This window comes from Sphingomonas ginsenosidimutans (assembly GCF_002374835.1).
GTDB classification, from domain to species: domain Bacteria; phylum Pseudomonadota; class Alphaproteobacteria; order Sphingomonadales; family Sphingomonadaceae; genus Sphingomonas; species Sphingomonas ginsenosidimutans.
On record NZ_NWVD01000001.1, the window covers coordinates 813612 to 831181 of the forward strand.

The 17570-nt window shown below is 70.2% G+C and carries 17 protein-coding genes; 5 read left to right on the top strand and 12 right to left on the bottom strand.

The genetic code is table 11. The features are described 5' to 3' along the window. Window positions 1–12: 12 nt before the first annotated feature. Genes modA through COA17_RS03760 form a run of 3 tightly spaced genes read left to right on the top strand, consistent with a single transcriptional unit; the run spans window position 13 to window position 2055 of the window. Entirely contained in the window at window positions 13–774 is a 762-nt protein-coding gene (gene modA / locus COA17_RS03750; protein WP_096610219.1) for a molybdate ABC transporter substrate-binding protein, read from the top strand. Then, window positions 771–1457, top strand: a complete 687-nt coding sequence (modB, locus tag COA17_RS03755; protein WP_070321516.1) for a molybdate ABC transporter permease subunit — start codon at window positions 771–773, stop codon at window positions 1455–1457. The genes modA and modB overlap by 4 nt, the downstream gene beginning before the upstream one ends. Beyond that, window positions 1447–2055 carry an ATP-binding cassette domain-containing protein gene (locus COA17_RS03760; protein ID WP_070321515.1) on the top strand — a complete coding sequence of 203 codons (609 nt, stop codon included), beginning with the start codon at window positions 1447–1449 and terminating at the stop codon, window positions 2053–2055. The genes modB and COA17_RS03760 overlap by 11 nt, the downstream gene beginning before the upstream one ends. A gap of 7 nt (window positions 2056–2062) precedes the next feature. Here COA17_RS03760 and COA17_RS03765 read toward each other — a convergent pair whose 3' ends face one another. The 12 genes from COA17_RS03765 to COA17_RS03820 all read right to left on the bottom strand — a co-directional run bounded on the left by COA17_RS03765 (window position 2063) and on the right by COA17_RS03820 (window position 14547). Further along, complete coding sequence (locus COA17_RS03765; RefSeq protein WP_096610221.1) at window positions 2063–2377, bottom strand: hypothetical protein; 315 nt, start codon at window positions 2375–2377, stop codon at window positions 2063–2065. Window positions 2378–2382: 5 nt separating this feature from the next. After that, window positions 2383–3372 (bottom strand): chemotaxis protein CheB, encoded by a 990-nt coding sequence (locus tag COA17_RS03770; RefSeq protein WP_245857395.1) that lies wholly within the window; start codon window positions 3370–3372, stop codon window positions 2383–2385. 75 nt (window positions 3373–3447) lie between these two features. Beyond that, the gene (locus COA17_RS03775) at window positions 3448–3909 is read right to left on the bottom strand and encodes a chemotaxis protein CheW (protein WP_066489537.1); all 462 of its coding nucleotides are present in this window, start codon (window positions 3907–3909) and stop codon (window positions 3448–3450) included. Between the two features lie 11 nt (window positions 3910–3920). Continuing rightward, on the bottom strand, window positions 3921–4295 hold the full coding sequence (locus tag COA17_RS03780) for a response regulator (RefSeq protein WP_066489543.1): 375 nt from the start codon (window positions 4293–4295) through the stop codon (window positions 3921–3923). Window positions 4296–4330: 35 nt separating this feature from the next. Beyond that, window positions 4331–4882 (bottom strand): chemotaxis protein CheD, encoded by a 552-nt coding sequence (locus tag COA17_RS03785; RefSeq protein ID WP_066489592.1) that lies wholly within the window; start codon window positions 4880–4882, stop codon window positions 4331–4333. Beyond that, entirely contained in the window at window positions 4879–5919 is a 1041-nt protein-coding gene (locus tag COA17_RS03790) for a protein-glutamate methylesterase/protein-glutamine glutaminase (protein WP_066489545.1), read from the bottom strand. Before COA17_RS03790 ends, COA17_RS03785 begins: the two co-directional genes overlap by 4 nt. Then, window positions 5916–6788: a CheR family methyltransferase gene (locus COA17_RS03795; RefSeq protein WP_245857397.1), complete on the bottom strand. Its 873-nt coding sequence runs from the start codon at window positions 6786–6788 to the stop codon at window positions 5916–5918. Before COA17_RS03795 ends, COA17_RS03790 begins: the two co-directional genes overlap by 4 nt. Next, window positions 6785–9010, bottom strand: a complete 2226-nt coding sequence (locus COA17_RS03800; RefSeq protein WP_096610225.1) for a chemotaxis protein CheA — start codon at window positions 9008–9010, stop codon at window positions 6785–6787. Before COA17_RS03800 ends, COA17_RS03795 begins: the two co-directional genes overlap by 4 nt. Before the next feature lie 19 nt (window positions 9011–9029). Continuing rightward, entirely contained in the window at window positions 9030–9299 is a 270-nt protein-coding gene (locus tag COA17_RS03805) for an STAS domain-containing protein (protein ID WP_070321454.1), read from the bottom strand. A gap of 193 nt (window positions 9300–9492) precedes the next feature. Beyond that, window positions 9493–11034: a methyl-accepting chemotaxis protein gene (locus COA17_RS03810; RefSeq protein ID WP_070321453.1), complete on the bottom strand. Its 1542-nt coding sequence runs from the start codon at window positions 11032–11034 to the stop codon at window positions 9493–9495. Window positions 11035–11186: 152 nt separating this feature from the next. Next, on the bottom strand, window positions 11187–12623 hold the full coding sequence (locus tag COA17_RS03815; RefSeq protein ID WP_096610227.1) for a methyl-accepting chemotaxis protein: 1437 nt from the start codon (window positions 12621–12623) through the stop codon (window positions 11187–11189). A 235-nt stretch (window positions 12624–12858) separates the two neighbouring features. Further along, on the bottom strand, window positions 12859–14547 hold the full coding sequence (locus COA17_RS03820; protein ID WP_096610789.1) for a DUF4153 domain-containing protein: 1689 nt from the start codon (window positions 14545–14547) through the stop codon (window positions 12859–12861). Between the two features lie 297 nt (window positions 14548–14844). On the opposite strand from COA17_RS03820, the gene COA17_RS03825 reads away from it, so the two are divergent. Both COA17_RS03825 and phhA read left to right on the top strand, forming a co-directional pair. Continuing rightward, window positions 14845–16638: an ABC transporter ATP-binding protein gene (locus COA17_RS03825; protein ID WP_096610229.1), complete on the top strand. Its 1794-nt coding sequence runs from the start codon at window positions 14845–14847 to the stop codon at window positions 16636–16638. A 67-nt stretch (window positions 16639–16705) separates the two neighbouring features. Further along, entirely contained in the window at window positions 16706–17569 is an 864-nt protein-coding gene (phhA, locus tag COA17_RS03830) for a phenylalanine 4-monooxygenase (RefSeq protein WP_096610231.1), read from the top strand. Window position 17570 lies beyond the last annotated feature (1 nt).

Here is a 17570-nt window from a genome sequence, read left to right on the forward strand (position 1 = left end):
GATGGTGACGCGATGCGTCGCCTGATCGTCCTGCTGTTCGCCCTGCTGGCACTTTTCGCCGTCCCGGCCACCGCGCAGTCGCGCGCGCCGCTGGTGCTGGCGGCGGCGAGCATGCAGGAGGCGCTGACCGATGCCGCCGCGGCCTGGGCGGCGCGCGGGCATCCGCGCCCGGTGCTGTCGTTCGCGGCGTCCTCCGCGCTGGCGCGGCAGATCACCGCGGGCGGGCGCGCCGACCTGTTCGTCTCGGCCGACACCGACTGGATGGATGCGGTGGCGAAGGCCGGGCTGATCGTGCCGGGCACGCGCGCGACGCTGGTGCGCAACCGGCTGGTGGTGGTCGGCCCCGCCAGCGGTCGATCGGTAGTGGCGACGCGCGGCGCGGCGCTGGCGAAGGTGCTGGCGGCGGGACCGCTGGCGATGGCTGATCCCGCCGCGGTGCCGGCGGGCAAATATGGCGAGGCGGCGCTGCGCCGGTTGGGCGCGTGGGATGCGGTGGCGCCGCGCGTGGTGCGCGCGGAAAACGTCCGCGCCGCGCTGGCGCTGGTGGAGCGCGGCGCGGCCCCCTATGGCATCGTCTATGCCACCGATGCGCTGGCGGCGCGCGGGGTGCGGATCGCGGGCGTGTTCCCGGCACGCAGCCACGCACCGATCGTCTATCCGGTCGCGCGGCTGACCGGCGGCGAGGCGGAGCGCGAGGCGGAGGGCTTCCGCCGCTTCCTGCTGTCGCGCGGCGGGCAGGCGATCCTGACGCAGCGCGGGTTCGTCCGTCCTTGAGCGTCGAACTGGCGGGCATCGTCCGGCTGACCCTGTTGATCGGCGGCGTCGCGACGCTCGCGGCGCTGCCACCTGCCTTCGTCGTCGCCTGGATCCTGGCGCGCTGGCGCTTTCCGGGCAAGGTGCTGCTCGACGGGCTGGTCCATCTGCCGCTGGTGGTGCCGCCGGTAGTGACCGGCTGGGTGCTGCTGATCGCCTTCGCGCCCGCCGGCCCGGTCGGCGCGGTGCTGGAACGCTGGCTGGGGGTGTCGGTGTTGTTCCGCTGGACCGGCGCGGCGATCGCGGCGGCGGTGATGGCCTTTCCGCTGATGGTGCGGGCGATGCGGCTGTCGATCGAGGCGGTCGACCGCCGGCTGGAACAGGCCGCGCGGACGCTGGGGGCGGGGCGGTGGCGCGCCTATGCCACGATCACGCTGCCGCTGTCCGCGCCGGGCGTCGCGGCGGCTGCGGTGCTGGGCTTCGCGCGCTCGATCGGGGAGTTCGGCGCGACGATCACCTTCGTGTCGAACGTCCCCGGCGAAACGCAGACGCTGCCGCTCGCCATCTATGCCGCGCTCCAGCGGCCGGGCGGCGAAGCCGAGGTGTGGCGGCTGGCGGCGGTGTCGGTCGCGCTGTCGCTGGCGGCGCTGATCGTGTCCGAACTGCTGGTGCGCCGCGCGGGGGAGGGCGTGCGTGTCCTTTGACGTGGACGTCGCCGCATGGCGCGGCGCGGCGCAGGTCGGCGCGCGCTTCGTTGCCGGCGACGGGCTGACCGTGCTGGTCGGCGCGTCGGGCGCGGGCAAGACCAGCCTGCTGGACATGATCGCCGGGCTGCTGCGTCCGGCGCGCGGTCATATCCGCGTGGACGGCCGAGCCCTGTTCGATGCCGGCGCGGGCATAGACCTGCCGCCGGAGCGCAGGAATGTCGGCTATGTCTTTCAGGACGCGCGACTGTTCCCGCACCGCCGCGTGCGCGCCAACCTGTTGTACGGCGCCCGCGACGATCGCCGGCTGGACGCCGTGGCGCGCGTGCTGGACATCGCCGCACTGCTCGATCGCTGGCCGCGCTCACTGTCCGGCGGGGAGGCGCGGCGCGTCGCGATCGGTCGCGCCTTACTCAGCGAACCGGCGTTCCTGCTGCTCGACGAGCCGCTGTCGTCGCTCGACCCCGCGCGGCGCGAAGAGGCGATGCGCGCGATCGAGCGCGTGCGCGATGCGCGCGAGGTGCCGATCCTGATGGTCACGCACGACCGCGCCGAGGCGGAGCGGCTGGGCGACCGCATCATCCCGATCGGCGTCTGACCGCGCGTCAGGCGGCGTCCGCGCCCGTGGTGCCGTCCAGCGCGCCGCGCAGCCGAACCGCCATGTCCTCCAGCGTGACGCGGCCCGCATTGGCGGTGATCTCGTCCGGCGCGCGCAGCAGGTCGGCGATCGCCAGCTGCATCTGCGTGACATGATCGATCGCCTGGAGGCTGGCCATATGCCGGCGCAGCGTGTCGCCATCGCTGCCCAGGTCATAGGCCAGGTCGCCCAGGATGTTCGACGCGCGCACCAGTTCCTCCGCCAGCGCCTGGACCAGCGTGCGGGGCATCGCGGCGTCCTTGGGGTGAAAGGCGCTGCCCATGGCGGTTACTTGCTGCACATCTTCAGGACGCCGGCCGCCAGCGCGTCGGTGGCCACCGGCTGCGACACCAGCCCGCGCGTCAGGTTGAACCCGCCGCCCTCTGCCGGGGCGAAGGCATAGCCGCCCGCCGCCGACAGCGCCTTCAGTCCCCCGGCGCCGTCTTCATTGGCATCCAGCAGCAGCACGCCGACCGCGTTGGTCGCGGCAGCCTTCGCGGCCGAGGCGAACAGCAGCGAGATCGACGGCCGTTCCCCGGCCACCGGATCGCGCGCCAGCAGCCGCAGCGACCCCGACGGCCACTGGTCGATCACCAGATGCGCATCGGCGGCGGGCGCCAGGTAGATCGTGCCCTGTTCCAGCGCCATGCCCTCCGCGGCGATCACCACCTTGGGCGCGACCTGCTCGGCCAGCTTCTCGGCCATGCTCTCGACCAGCCCCGGCCCCAGATGCTGGACGACCACGGTCGGCGGGCAATTGGCGGGGAAGGCGCCGAACAGGTCGAACAGCCCCTTGGTGCTCGACGCATCGCCGCCGACCAGCAGCAGGCGGCCGTTCCAGTCGATCGGCGCGATGCGCGCCGCCGGCTTGGCGGCCTTCGGCGGCTTCATGTCGGCCTTCTTGGCGGCCTTCAGCCGCTTGGCGAGCTTGGCAATGATCGCGTCCAATTCCGCTGGCGCGGCGACGCGCGGCTTGGGGAAGCAATCCAGCGCGCCCAGCCGCAGCGCCTCGATCGATTCCGCCGCGCCCTCCTGCGTCCGGGTGGAGAACATGATGACGGGCATCGGCTTCGTCTCCATGATCTCCGCCAGGTAATCGAGGCCGCTCATGCCCGGCATCTCGACGTCCAGCGTCATCACGTCGGGATGCGCCGATTCCACCAGCGACCGCGCTTCGGCGGCGCCGTCCGCCATGCCGACCACCTCTACCCCGGGGATCCGCTCCAGCGCGCCGGAGATGAGCGCGCGCATCGTCAGCGAATCATCGACGACCAACACCCTAGTTCCGGCCATGGCTCAACCTGCTCCTGAATTTACGCGGTTACTGTTGATAACAAGGAGTTTGTACGACGATCAGGCGGCATCCGCCAGCGTCACCCGCTCCACCAGCCGCTCCAGCGCGAGGATCAGGATCAGCCGCTCGTCGATCGTCGCCAGCCCGTCCAGGAACTGCGCCGCCGCCGCGTCGCCCATGTCGGGCAGCGGCTGCATGTCGTCCGCCGACACCGATACGATGTCGTTGACCGCATCGACGATGACGCCCTGCAACTGATCACCGATCCGCACCACGATGATGACGTGGCGCGCGCTCGGCTCGGTCATGCCCCAGCCCAGGCGATAGCGCAGGTCCAGCACCGGCAGCACTACGCCGCGCAGGTTCACGACGCCGCGGACATATTCGGGCACGTTGGGCAGCGGCGTCGCCGGCGACCAGGCGCGAATCTCGCGGATCGCCATGATGTCCACGCCCAGATACTGGTCGCCCAGCTGGAAGGTGATGAGCTGGCGCGAGGCGGTGTTGGTTTCCACGGTCATGGTGCGGTTCCTCAGTGCAGCACGCGCCGGATCGCGGCGGCAAGCTTTTCGGGGTGGAAGGGTTTGACGATCCAGCCGGTGGCGCCGGCACGGCGCGCGCGCTGCTTCTTCTCGTCCGAGCTTTCGGTGGTCAGGACCAGGATCGGCAGCGTGCGGTTCCCTTCGTCACGCAGATGCTCGATCAGGCCGAAACCGTCCATGCGGGGCATGTTGATGTCGGTGATGAGCAGGTCCGGCTCTTCGCCCGGCTGGAAATCCGCCAGGGTCTCGAGCGCGTGGACACCGTCCTCGGCCTCGATCACATGGTATCCCAGATCGGTCAGCGCGGCGCGCAGCAGCATTCTCATGCTCGGCGAATCGTCCACGGTCATGATCGTCTTGGTCACGGTATGCGGCTCCCTGGCAGGGTGAGAGGTGGTCATCAGAAAAACTCGACGTCGCCCAGCGCGGCCGGCGGCGGCGCGACGGGCACGGGACGAATGACGGCGGGCGGCGGTGCGTCGTTGACGACGCGGCACCGGGCCAGGCCCAGCGCGGCACGAAATTCGACGCGGCGCGCACCGGTCCCGCCGACGTCCTCGCCGACCAGCGGGATCCGCTCGTCCGCCAGGAAACGGCGCGCGAAGGCAATGTTCGCCCCGCCGATGTCCTTGAAACCGCGATGCATCGTCGCACCTCCGAAAATCCGTGCCTTCATGCGGTGTCGTACCGCACCCATCGACAACATTTCGTTGATGAGCACTTCCATCGCATAAACGCCGTATCGCTGCATCGAGGCGGCGTCGGTCGCCTGCCCCTCCGCCAGCAGATAGTGGTTGATGCCGCCGATCTTCGCGACCGGATCGTAGAAACAGGCCGCGACGCAGCTGCCCAGCACGGTGGTGAGCACCACGTCGGCATCGCGGCTGACGCGGGTTTCGCCCTGCGCCACGGTCAGGCGGCGCAGGCCGTCCTGGCGGGTCAGCGCGTTCATGCGCGGCATTCCTGCAGCAGCCGCGCCGCGATCCGGCGCAGCGGCAGCTGCTGTGTCACCGCGCCGATGCGGTGCGCGACGGCGGGCATGCCATAAACGACGCTGGTCGCCTCGTCCTGGCCGATGGTGATCGACCCGCGATCGCGCATCGCCTTCATCCCTTCGGCACCGTCGCCGCCCATCCCGGTCAGGATCGCGCCGACCGCATCCGCACCGGCGACTCGCGCCACCGAGTGGAACAACTGGTCGACCGACGGCTGATGCCCGCTGACCCGTGGGCCGGGGACCAGCCGGCAGTGGCGTTTCAGCCCTCCGGCGATCTCCAGATGCTTGTCGCCGCCGGGCGCGAGATAGATCTTGCCCGGAACCAGCGGCGCACCCGCGCGCGCTTCCTCCACCGACGGCCGGCACAGCCGGTCGAGTCGCGCGGCGAAACTGGCGGTGAAGCTGGGCGGCATGTGCTGCACGATCACGGTCGGCGGGCAATTGGCCGGAAAGCCGGTCAGCAGTTCGATCAGCGCCTCGACCCCGCCGGTCGATGCGCCGACTGCGATCATCGCGCCCTCGCGCGGGCGATATTCGGCGGCCTCGGCCGGTGCCGACGGGGCGCTGGCCGGCGCGGCCATCGGCATCGGGCGGACCATGCGGTTCTTGGTCGCGGATGCGGCGCGCACCAGCCCGGGCAGGCGGATCGCATCGGCCTGGTTGCGCAGCGTCAGCTTGTCGAAACAGTCGAACGCGCCCAGTTCCAGCGCGGCGATGCTCGCTTCCGCGCCCTCGGACGTCAGCGTGGAGAGCATCACGACCGGGGTCGGCCGCAGCCGCATTAGCCGCTCCAGGAAGTCCAGCCCGCTCAGCCCCGGCATCTCGATATCGAGGGTGAGGACGTCAGGGTCCAGCTCCTTGATCTTGGCGCGCGCCTCGTCGGCGCTGGCGGCGGTGCCGACCACCTCAATCGCGGGATCGGCGGACAGGGTCCGGCAGATCAGCGCCTGCATGGTGATGGAATCGTCGACGACCAGGGCACGAACGCTCATGCGGAGACTTTCAGGTAAGCGGTGCGGCCGACGCATTCGAAGCGCCGGGCGACCTCGGGAGCGAGGCGTTCGGAATGGCCGATGTACAGCATCCCGCCGACCTCCAGCTTGTCCGCAAGCCGCGACTGGAGTCGCGCCTTGGTCGGATCGTCGAAATAGATCATGACGTTGCGGCAGAAGATCGTGTCGAACCGCGTCTTGATCGGCCAGTCGCCGAGCAGGTTGAGCGGCAGGAACGAAATCGCCTCCGTCAGCAGCGGATCGACCGACAGCGCATCGCCCGTGCCGCGCACCCAGGCGGAGCGCAGCGCCGACGGCACCGTGCGCAGCGTCGCCGCCGCATAGCGGCCGGCGCGCGCGGTTTCGAGGACGCTGGGCGACACGTCGGTCGCCAGCAGCTTGAAATCGCGCTTCAGCAGCCGCTGCGCCGCCGCCTTGTCGGTGCCCAGCGCTGCCATCAGCCACGTATAGGGCTCTTCCCCGCTGGAGCAGGCCGCCGACCACAGCCGCACGCGGCCGCCGTTGTTCACCCGCTCGACCAGCCCGGGCCACATCCGTTCGACGAAATCGTCGAAATGGTGGTTCTCGCGGAAGAAGCTGGTGTGGTTGGTGGTCAGCGAATCGAGCGCGCGGCCCCGTTCGGCCTCGTCCCGCTCGATCAGCTTAACATAGTCGCCGACCGAGGTGAGGCCGCAGGCGCGGACCCGCGGGGCGAGCCGGCCGTACACCAGCTGCGCCTTGCCTTCGGGCAGCAGGATGCCCAGCTCGTCATAGACCATGGTCGCGATCGCGCGATGGTCTTGCGGCTCGAACCCGAACTCGCGCACTGGTGGCGGCGGGGCCGCCGGAAGGGTGGCGCCGCGGTTCACGCGGCGTGCGCCAGGACCGGGCGCGGCGCGCGGACACGGCGCGCCGTCAGCGCATCGACATCGATGATGAGCGCGACGCGGCCGTCACCTAGGATGGTGGCACCGGCCAGCCCGTCGATCGCCTGGTAATTGGCCTCCAGGCTCTTGACGACGACCTGGCGCTGGTCCTGGATCGTGTCGACCAGCAGCGCGGCCTGACCCTGTGCGCCCTCGACGACGATCAGCACCGCCTTGCCCGGATCGCGCTCGCCCTGGTTGATGCCCAGCTGCTCGCCGACCGGGTAGATCGGCACATACGATCCGCGCACGTCCAGCACCGCGCCGTCCGGGCCGATCGCCGTCACCGCGCGGTCGCTGGGCCGCAGGCTTTCGACGATGTGGCTCAGCGGGATGACATAGGTCTGGTCGCCAACCGTCACGATCATTCCGTCGACCACCGCCAGCGTCAGCGGCAGGCTGAGCGAGAAGCTGGAGCCCTGGCCCAGCTTCGAATGGATGCCGATGCGCCCGCCCAGTGCCTGGACGTTCTTGCGCACCACGTCCATACCCACCCCGCGGCCGGAGATGTTCGAGACGGTGGACGCCGTCGAGAAGCCGGGCGCGAAGATCAGGTTGTCGATCTCCTCGTCGCTCAGCGCCGCGTCGGGGGCGATGATGCCGCGTTCGATCGCCTTGGCGCGCACGCGGGTGCGATCGATGCCGCGCCCGTCGTCGGCGACGGTGATGACGATCCGGCCGGACTGGTGCGCGGCCGACAGCCGCACGACGCCCTCGGACGGCTTGCCCGCGGCGGCGCGTTCTTCGGTCGTTTCCAGCCCGTGGTCGACGGCGTTGCGGATCAGATGGGTCAGCGGCTCGCCGATGCGTTCGACCACGGTCTTGTCGACCTCGGTCATCTCGCCCTCGATCTCCAGCCGCACGCGCTTGCCGGTTTCGCCTTCCAACTCGCGGATGATGCGCGGGACGCGGCTGAACACGGTCTTCATCGGCTGCGCGCGGATCGCCATCGTCGATTCCTGCAGCTCGCGCGTCAGGTGGTCGAGGTCGGTCAGTTCGGGCACGCCGCCCATGTCGTTGCACGACAATCGCTGCGCCAGCATCGCCTGGGTGATCACCAGCTCGCCCACCAGGTTGACCAGCCGGTCCAGCTTGTCGAGATCGACGCGGATCGTCTGCGCGACCACCGGCGCCGCGGCCGCGGGAGCCGGGGCAGGGGCGGGCGCCGGCTTAGGGGCGGCGGCGACGGGCTTGGGCGCTGCCACCGCGACCGGGGCGGGCGCGGGCGCGGGCGCCGGTGCCGGCGCAGGTGCAGGCGCGGCAACCGGCTCGGGCACCACGGGTTCGGGTGCGGCCTCGATCACGGGGTCGGCGGCGACGGGCGCAGCGGCGACCGCCGGCTCCTCGGCCGTGTTGATCGTGACGGTGCCGCCCTCGCTGAATTCGAAGACCGCCTTGATATCCTCGGCATCGACGCTGGCCGGGATCGCCACTTCCCAGGCGAGATAGGAGGAGTCGGGGTCCATCGCGGTCAGCGACGGCAGCGTCCCGGTGTCGCAGGCGATTACGCGGCCGCCCATGCGCACCAGTTCGCGCACCAGGAGCAGCGGCTCGGCGCCATTGTCGAACGCGTTGGGATTGGGCCGGAAATGGACGCGCCACTCCGCAGCGGCGGGCGCGGCGGCCTCATCGCCGTTGTCGTCGCCGCCGCCCGTGGGCCCGCCGACGTCGTCCAGCATCGCCATCAGATCGTCGAAATCGTCGGCGATCCCGGCGCTCGCTTCGACCGGGGCCGCGACGGGATCGGCGACCACCGCGACCGGCGCGGCGGGTTCGGCGGCGTCCGCATCGCCGTTCGCGGCGGCGATCAGGCGCGCCAGCATCGCGGCATCGTCCGGCGCGGTGCCGCCGTCGCGCGCGGCGGCGACGTGATCGGCCAGCATGTCGAACGCGGCGACGATCAGGTCGACCAGCGCCGGCGTCAGCGTCAGCGCGTTGCTGCGCAGCAGGTCGAGCAGCGTTTCATACTGGTGGGTGTAGGCCTGGAGCCGTTCGTGCCCGAACGCGCCGGCACCGCCCTTGATCGAATGGACGGCACGGAAGATGCCGTTGATCGTTTCGGCGTCATATTGATCGGCGCGGATGGCGGCGAAGCTGCCTTCCATGCCCGCCAGGCCTTCCTCACATTCCTGGAAGAAGATCTGCTGGATGGCGTCGAGATCCATGGGTGCGATCCTTCTTCGTTCAGGCGGGGTCGAACACGGCGAGCGCGGCGAGCGACGCGGCCTCGACCAGCGGTTCGCTGGGGTTGGCCAGCTGATAGGACAGGCCCTGTTCGGCGGCGGTGGCGCGCGCGGCGTACAGCACCTGCAGGCAGGCTTGGCCGATCTGCTCGACGGCGCTGCCGTCGATCGCGAGCGGCGCGCGCTCCTCGACCAGCTTCTTCAGCGATTGCCGCAGCGGGCCGGCGGCGCCGGTGTCGAGTCGGGAAGAGAGAGCGAGCGTCATGGTCATCCTGCCACGAGGGTCGAAAGGCGGGCGGTGCATCCGGTGGAGGCCGACGATCGGGTGGGAGAACGATGCGCGCAGCGCCTGCGATCCCCCCCGAAACCGCCGGTCACCATCGTGTGACCGTCCAGTTCCTCATCATGAACGCGCATCCCTAAGATGACGTTAAGTTGACGTCGTCCGGTGGTGCGCGCGATCATCAGAACGATGACCAGTCGTCGTTCTTGAGCGCGGCGTTACCCACCGTCGCGTGGCGCTGCTGCGGCTGGCGCTGCACCGGTGCGGCGGCCCTGGGCGCGGGGGCCGCGGCGACGGCGCGTGGCGCCGCCGCGGCGACGTCCTGCGACGTGCGGTCCAGCCGGAACATCGCGATCCGGCGCGCCAGATCCTCGGCCTCGTCGGCCAGGCTGCGCGCGGCGGCGGTTGCTTCCTCGACCATCGCGGCGTTCTGCTGCGTCACGCCGTCCATCTCGGCGACCGCGGTGTTCACCTGCCGCAGGCTGGTCGCCTGCTGATCGGCGGAGGTGGCGATACCGGACACCAGCGCGCTGACCTCGCTGATCCGCGAGACGATCTGGCCCAGCGCCTCGCCGGTGCGGGTGACCAGGCGCACGCCTTCCTCGACCTGTTCGGAACTGGCGGTGATGCGCGACTTGACGTCCTTGGCCGCATCCGCCGAGCGCTGCGCCAGCGCGCGCACTTCCGATGCGACGACCGCGAAGCCCTTGCCCGCATCGCCCGCGCGCGCCGCCTCGACGCCCGCGTTCAGCGCCAGCAGGTTGGTCTGGAACGCGATCCCGTCGATCACCGCGATGATCTCGCTGATCTCGCCGGACGAGCTTTCGATCCGGCGCATCGCGTCGATCGCCTCGCCGACCAGGGCACCCGATGCGTCGATGTCGGTGCGCATCGACGCGACCGCGCCGTTCGCCCGCGCGGAGGAGGTGGCGGTTTCACCGACGGTGACGGTGATCTGCTCCATCGCCGCGGCGGTTTCCTCCAGCGTCGCGGCCTGTTGCTCGGTACGGTGCGACAGGTCGCCCGACGCCTGGTTGATCTCGCTGGACGATGCCGTGATGCGGTTGGTCGCATCGGTGACCTGCGCCAGCGTGGCGCACACGTTGCGGCGCATTTCCTCGAAATCGGCGGCGATGCGGGCGTAATCGCTGGGCAGTTCCTCCAGCGGGGCGCTGAAGTCGCCGCGTGCCAGCGCGGTCAGCGCGCGGCTCAGCCGGTCGGTGACGTCGCGCCGCTTGGCTTCCTCGGCGGTGAAATAGGCGGACAGCGCGATCTCCATGTCGAGCAGCGCGGTGCGCACCAGCAGCGTCGCGGCATCGTTGCGGCGCGCCAGCGGGCGCAGCGGCGACCAGCGCAGCATCTTGGGCAGGATGTCGGACAGGATGCGGGCATAGCTGCTGATGTACCAGCTGGGCGCCAGGCCGATGCGGGCGTGGACGTTGCCGATCTGGATCGCGCGCGCTTCGTAGGAATCGTCCGGCCGGCCGGAGAACAGCTTGCGCCAATGGTCCTGCTGCTTGTCGCGCGCATGGTCCATCGCCGCGCTGGAGCCGAAGAAGGCGGCTGCTTCCGGATTGGCGCGGATATGGTCGTACAGCCGACGCAGCGCCTGCGGGCCGAAGCGTTCGATCGCGGCGCTGATGGTCGGGAACAGCCGGTAGTGGCGCTCCGTGAAGCCGAAATGGGCCAGCTTCTGCGCAAGTTGCGAAGAACGGTCCGACATAGAGATGGTCCCCCCCTGAATGACGTGGGCCGACTGTCCGGCATGACCTTGCAATAACCGGTTAATGCACTGAAAAATCAGACCAAAGTCTAATAGAAAAATGGCCGCCGAAATCGTCGGCGGCCATCTTCATGGATAGTGGATGCGGCGCGTCAGAACTCCGACCAGTCGCCTTCTTCCACGACGCGCGCTGCGGCGGCGCCTCCCCCCGCCGCCACGACGCGACGGGCGATCGTGCGGCTGCCCTGTGCGGCGCGGGCCTGCAGCGCATGCACCGGCGAGGCGGGCGCGGCGGGCGCGGCGCGGCCGGTCTGGCCGCCGACGCGGAACTTGCCCACTTCCGCCACCAGCCGGTCGGCTTCCTCGGCCAGGCTGCGCGCGGCGGCGGTCGCCTGTTCGACCATCGCGGCGTTCTGCTGGGTCACGCCGTCCATTTCCGACACGGCGGTATTGACCTGCTGCAACCCCGTCGCTTGCTGTTCGGCGGACGTGGTGATGGTGCCCACCAGGTCGCTGATCTCGCTGATCCGCCCGATGATCCGCTGCAGCGCCCTGCCGGTCTCGCTGACCAGCTGGACACCGGACTGGACCTGTTCGGACGATGCCATGATCTTCGTCTTGACGTCCTTGGCGGCATCCGCGGATCGCTGTGCCAGCGCCCGGACTTCCGATGCGACGACCGCGAAGCCCTTGCCCGCATCGCCCGCCCGCGCCGCTTCGACACCCGCGTTCAGCGCCAGCAGGTTGGTCTGGAACGCGATCCCGTCGATGACGCTGATGATTTCGGAGATTTCGCTCGAAGCGCGCTCGATGCCGCCCATCGCGTCCATCGCGCGCTGGACGATCGTGCCCGACTGCTCGGCCTCGCCGCGCGCTTCGCCGACGACCGAGTTGGCGCGCTGCGCGCCGGCGGCGGTTTCGCGCACGGTCGTGGTGATCTCGTCCATCGCGGCGGCGGTTTCTTCCAAACTGGCGGCCTGCTGCTCGGTGCGCTGCGACAGGTCGTCCGATGCCTGGCGGATGTCGGCGGCGCCCCCGTTGATCCCGTGGCTCGCTTCGGCCACCGCGCTCATCGCGCGGCTCACCGCGTCCATCGCGCGGTTATAGTCGGTCCGCAGCTTTTCGTAATCGGCCGGGAATGCCATGTCGATGCGATAGGTCAGATCGTTCTCGGCCACCCGGCCCAGCCCGTTGCCCAGCGCGCCCACGACCACCTTCTGCGCTTCGGCGGCGGCATTGACCGACTCCGCATTGCGGCGGAACACGTCCATCGCCTTCGTCATGCGACCGACGCAGTCGGTGAAATCGGTGAAGTCGATCGGCGTGCTCAGATCGCCCGCTGCCAGCCCCTCCATGCGCACCACCGTGCCGACATACGGATCGCAGATCAGCTTCTTTGATCCGAACGCGACGACGACGGTCGTGACGAACGCCAGCGCGGCGATGGTCACTGCGGTGCTGGCGCCGATCACGCCCGCGCCGAGCAGCGCGGTGGCCGCCATCATGCTCGCCCCCAAAAAGGTGTAAAGGCAGAACAAGACATCGAACTTGCGCCGGATCGGCGCCTTTGCCTTGAACCAGTAGAGCATTGTACCTCTCCGACGCCACATGGCGCATGTTTGACCCGCGCTAACGCGACGGCTCATTTATGTGCGCAAACGATAAACAAGGGTTAAGTTTGAGCCCGCACGGCCCGGAAATCCGGGCGTTATCGTGCCAGGATCACGCATTTTTGATCCATGCTGGAGAAGGCTTTAATCCGATCGTATCGGATATGGTTGCGATCGCGTTCAATGGCCCCGGCCGACCCGGGGGGTAAGAGCCCTATGGCAGCGGATCGCCGACCGGCTGTCCACCGATGAACAACTGGCGCCGCTCCACCGTGCGCACCTCCGCCTCGCCGCGTTCCAGCGCGGCGCGCTGCCGTGCGTCGATCACGAAACGTGGCGCAGGAACCGCGCGCCAGCGGGTGCCGTCGTCGCGCCATGTCGTGATATGCGCGTCGTTGACGATCACCACTTCGCGCGGATCGGGCTGGATCAGGACGACGCAATGGTCGAACGGGCCGCACGCCTCGATATCGCTCAGCCGGTCGTACAGACGCGGGGGCAGCGCCGCGCCGCGCGGCAGGACGGTCAGCCGGTCCTTTGGCGGGGTGGTCAGATGGTCCAGGTCGTAGCGGGTCGTCCGCGCCAGCGTGCGCGTGGCGGTGGTGCGGATCTCCGCGGTCATGCCGCGCGTCGCCAGCCGGCGCAGCGCCGCGATGCCGGGGGCGCCGTAGTCGAACCGCATCGCGGTCCAGTCGAATGCCGCCGCCGCCACGCGCCCGCTCTCCAGCCGCGCCAGCTGGTCGTGCGCCGACAGCCGGTCGAACGCCGCCAGCGGCGTCGCCAGGAACAACGCGCCCGCTGCGATCGCCAGCGCCAGCCGCAGGTTCGCGACGCGCAGGTCGCCGGCCAGCCGCTGTCGCCGCCGCACCAGCGCAACGGCATAGGCCAGGCCATAGGCGCAGGCGATCGCGGTGAACACCAGCGCCCATAGCCGGTCCGGGGTCAGCCCGTGCTGCGCGATCCGCGCGCCGGTGGATATCGCGGCCACCACCGCCAGCGGCAGGATCGCGCCGCTCAGCGTCATCACCGCGATGCGCGGCACCGGCGCGCGCGGGTCATCCTCGGGCGTGTCGCCGATCGTCGCGTTGATCAGGATCAGCGCCCCCGCGACGCAGCACAGCAGGATCGGCGTCGTCGCGCTGGTCGCCTGCCACAGCGGCGCCAACCCGGTGAACGGCAGCGCCGCCAGGAACAGCAGCAATCCCGTCGCCAGCACCGGCGCCAGCACCGACAGGATCGTGGTGACGACGCGCTGCATCGCGGCCAGCATCGCCGCCCGCTCGCGCAGCAGCCCGATCGCGGCGCCCAGCGCGACGCCCGACAGCGGCCAGCCGAACCAGCCGTGGCGCAACAGCCGCTCGATGACGCGAAGCCCGATCAGCGCGAACAATTGCGCCAGCAGAAACGCCAGCAGCCACGCGATCGCCAGGAACGCGACCGCGCCGATCGACAGGATCAGGTCGGTCCACGCATGGCGGTGGATCGCCGCATAGGGCAGCCGCCCCGTATCGGCGCCCACGCGCGCGCCGCGCCATCCCTGGTACAGCGGCACCGCGATTCCGCCGGCCAGTACCGCGCAGACGATCCGCCAGATATCGGGCGAGCTGCCGGACGTCAGCGGCAGGTTCCACCACGTCACCAGCGCGACGACCGCGCCGGTCGCCGCGGCGAACATCAGGTCCCGTGCCGGGCGCGGGCGCTCGATCACGATCGCCGCAGCGACGCCGGCGACCACGAGGAACGTCGCCAGCGCATACAGCGCGTCGCGCGCCGCGCCGGCACTGCCCGCATGGTCGGTCAGCGCGTGGGCGGCGCTGCCGATGACGGCCCCCGCCGCCGCCAGCCCCCAGGCCCGCGCCGGCCATTCCTCCGCCGCCGCGTCCTGCGTCCGCGCCTGTTCCATCTCGCCGCCGTCCCGCCGTGCCTGTCGCGGCATGTCCTATCATGCGCGCCGCGATCGTCCACGCGCGAAGCGCCCGGCAGGGCGGCTCTGGCGCGATCGGGCGCGGGCTGCTATCGGGGGGCGTTCAGCGATTCAGACGGGGGGCGAGCATGTTCGATCATATCACGCGTATCGCCGACCTGCGCCTGGGCGGCCTGCGCCGCCACTGACGCGGGCGGGGCGCCATGCGCGCCCGTCGCCCTGATCCTCTACCGCTGACACGAAGGCGCGCGCCCACCGGCGCTGCGACATGCTCCGATGACCGACGACGACGACGACAACGATCTGTTTCCGCGCGCCTCCGTGCTGCGCCGGGTGCTGGCCTTCACCTTCCGCCTGTGGCGGCGGCGGCCCGCGCTGGCGGCGGCGTGCGTCGGCGCGATGCTGCTGTCGACGCTGACCGAGGTGTTCGGGCCGCCCTATGCCGGCGCCTTGATCGATGCGGTCGGGCGCGGCGATCCGGCGGCGGCGTGGCATGCCTTTGCGATGATCGCGGGGCTCAGCGGTGCGATGGTGGTGTTCCGCCACCTCGGCTGGTGGGCGATCACCCCGTTCACGCTGGGGATGATGCGCGACGTCACGCAGGAGGCGTTCGCGCGCGTCCAGCGGTTGTCGAGCGACTGGCACAGCAATGCCTTCTCCGGCTCGACCGTGCGGCGGATCACCCGCGGCATGTGGGCGCTCGATCTGCTCAACGACGTGCTGCTCCTGTCGCTGCTGCCGTCGCTGACGGTGCTGGCGGGGACGGTCGTGCTGCTGGCGCTGCACTGGCCGCTGCTGGGCGCGGTGATGGGGGTGGGGGCGGTCGCCTATATCGTGCTGACGGTCGGGCTGGCGACGCGCGTGCTGGCGCCGATCGCGCGGCTGTCGAACCAGTGGGACACGCGCATCGGCGGCGTGCTGGCCGATGCGGTCGGCACGAATGCGGTGGTCAAGGCGTTCGGCGGCGAGGCGGCGGAGGAAGCGCGGCTGGCGCGTGTGCTCGCCAAATGGCGGCGGCGCACGCTGCGCACCTGGATGGCGTTCACCTGGGCGGGGTCGGGGCAGCTGGTGCTGCTGTGGCTGATCCGGCTGGCGGTGACGGGAACCGCGCTGTGGCTGTGGGGGCAGGGCCGCGCGAGTGCGGGCGACATGGCCTATGTCGTCACCAGCTATCTCGTGCTCAACGGCTATCTGCGCGACATCGGCCAGTATGTGCATCAGCTCCAGCGGTCGGTGAACGAGATGGAGGAACTGGTCGCGCTGCATGACGAGTCGCTGGGCGTCGCCGATCGCGCCGATGCGCAGCCGATCCGCGTGACGCGGGGCGCGATCCGCTTCGCCGACGTGACGTTCCGCTACGCCGGACAGGACCGGCCGCTGTACGAGCATCTGTCGGTCGACATTCCGGCCGGGCAGCGCGTCGGGCTGGTCGGCCCGTCGGGATCGGGCAAGACCAGCTTCGTCAAGCTGATCCAGCGCCTGTACGATGTCGATGCCGGAACGATCACCATCGACGGACAGGATGTGGCGCGCGCGACGCAGCGGTCGCTACGGCAACAGGTGGCGATCGTGCCGCAGGAACCGGTGTTGTTCCACCGCACGCTGGCGGAGAACATCGGCTACGGTCGCCCCGGCGCCACCGCGGCACAGGTCGAGGAGGCGGCGCGGCTGGCCAATGCGCATGACTTCATCATGCGGCTGCCGCGCGGCTATCGCACCCTGGTGGGCGAACGCGGGGTCAAGCTGTCGGGCGGCGAGCGTCAGCGCGTCGCGATCGCGCGCGCCTTCCTGGCGGATGCGCCGATCCTGATCCTGGACGAGGCGACCTCCAGCCTCGATTCGGAAAGCGAGGCGGCGATCCAGCAGGCGATGGAGCGGCTGATGATCGGGCGTACCGCGATCGTCATCGCACACCGTCTGTCGACCGTCCGCGCGCTCGACCGGATCCTGGTGTTCGCGAACGGCAGGATCGTGGAGGACGGCACGCACGACGCGCTGCTGACGCTCGGCGGCGGCCATTACCGGCGGCTGTTCGAACATCAGGCGGGCACGGCGGCGGAGATCGCCTGACGCGCGTGGGTGCCGCCGCGGCGAGATTGCGCATGATTTCGCGCGCGAACGGCGGCAAAAGGGGCGGATGGCCGATACCACGCTCATCCGCCCCGCCGGCACCGCCGACGATTGGACCATCCCCCAGGGCTGGGACCGCTACACGCCCGAGGAACATGCCACCTGGGACACGCTGTTCGCGCGCCAGCTGCGGCAGCTGCCCGGCCGCGTCGCGCCGGAATTCCTCGAAGGGCTGGACGTGCTGCGGCTGTCGCGGCCCGGCATCCCCGATTTCGCCGAGCTGTCCGACCGGCTGATGGCGGCGACCGGGTGGCAGGTGGTGGCGGTGCCCGGGCTGGTCCCCGACGACGTGTTCTTCGATCACCTCGCCAACCGGCGCTTCGTCGCCGGCAACTTCATCCGCCGCCCCAACGAACTCGACTATCTTCAGGAACCGGACGTCTTTCACGACGTGTTCGGGCACGTGCCGCTGCTCGCCAACCCGGTGTTCGCCGATTACATGCAGGCCTATGGCCGCGGTGGGCAGCGCGCCGCGGCGATGGGTGCGATCGACCGGCTGGCGCGGCTCTACTGGTATACCGTCGAATTCGGGCTGGTGCGTACCGACGACGGGCTGAAGCTGTATGGCGCGGGGATCGTGTCGTCCCACGCCGAATCGATCTTCGCGCTCGACGATCCGTCGCCGCACCGGCTGGGCTTCGACCTCAAACGGCTGCTGCGCACCCGATACCGGATCGACGATTTCCAGCAGAACTACTTCGTGATCGACAGTTTTGAGGATCTGCTCGACGTCACGCTCAACACCGATTTCGGCCCGGTATATGAGCAACTGGCCGGTCTGCCCGACATCGAGGTGGATACGATCCTGCCCGAGGACCGCATCTACACCCGCGGTACGCAGGCCTATGCGCGGGGGAAGGCGGCGCTCTAGG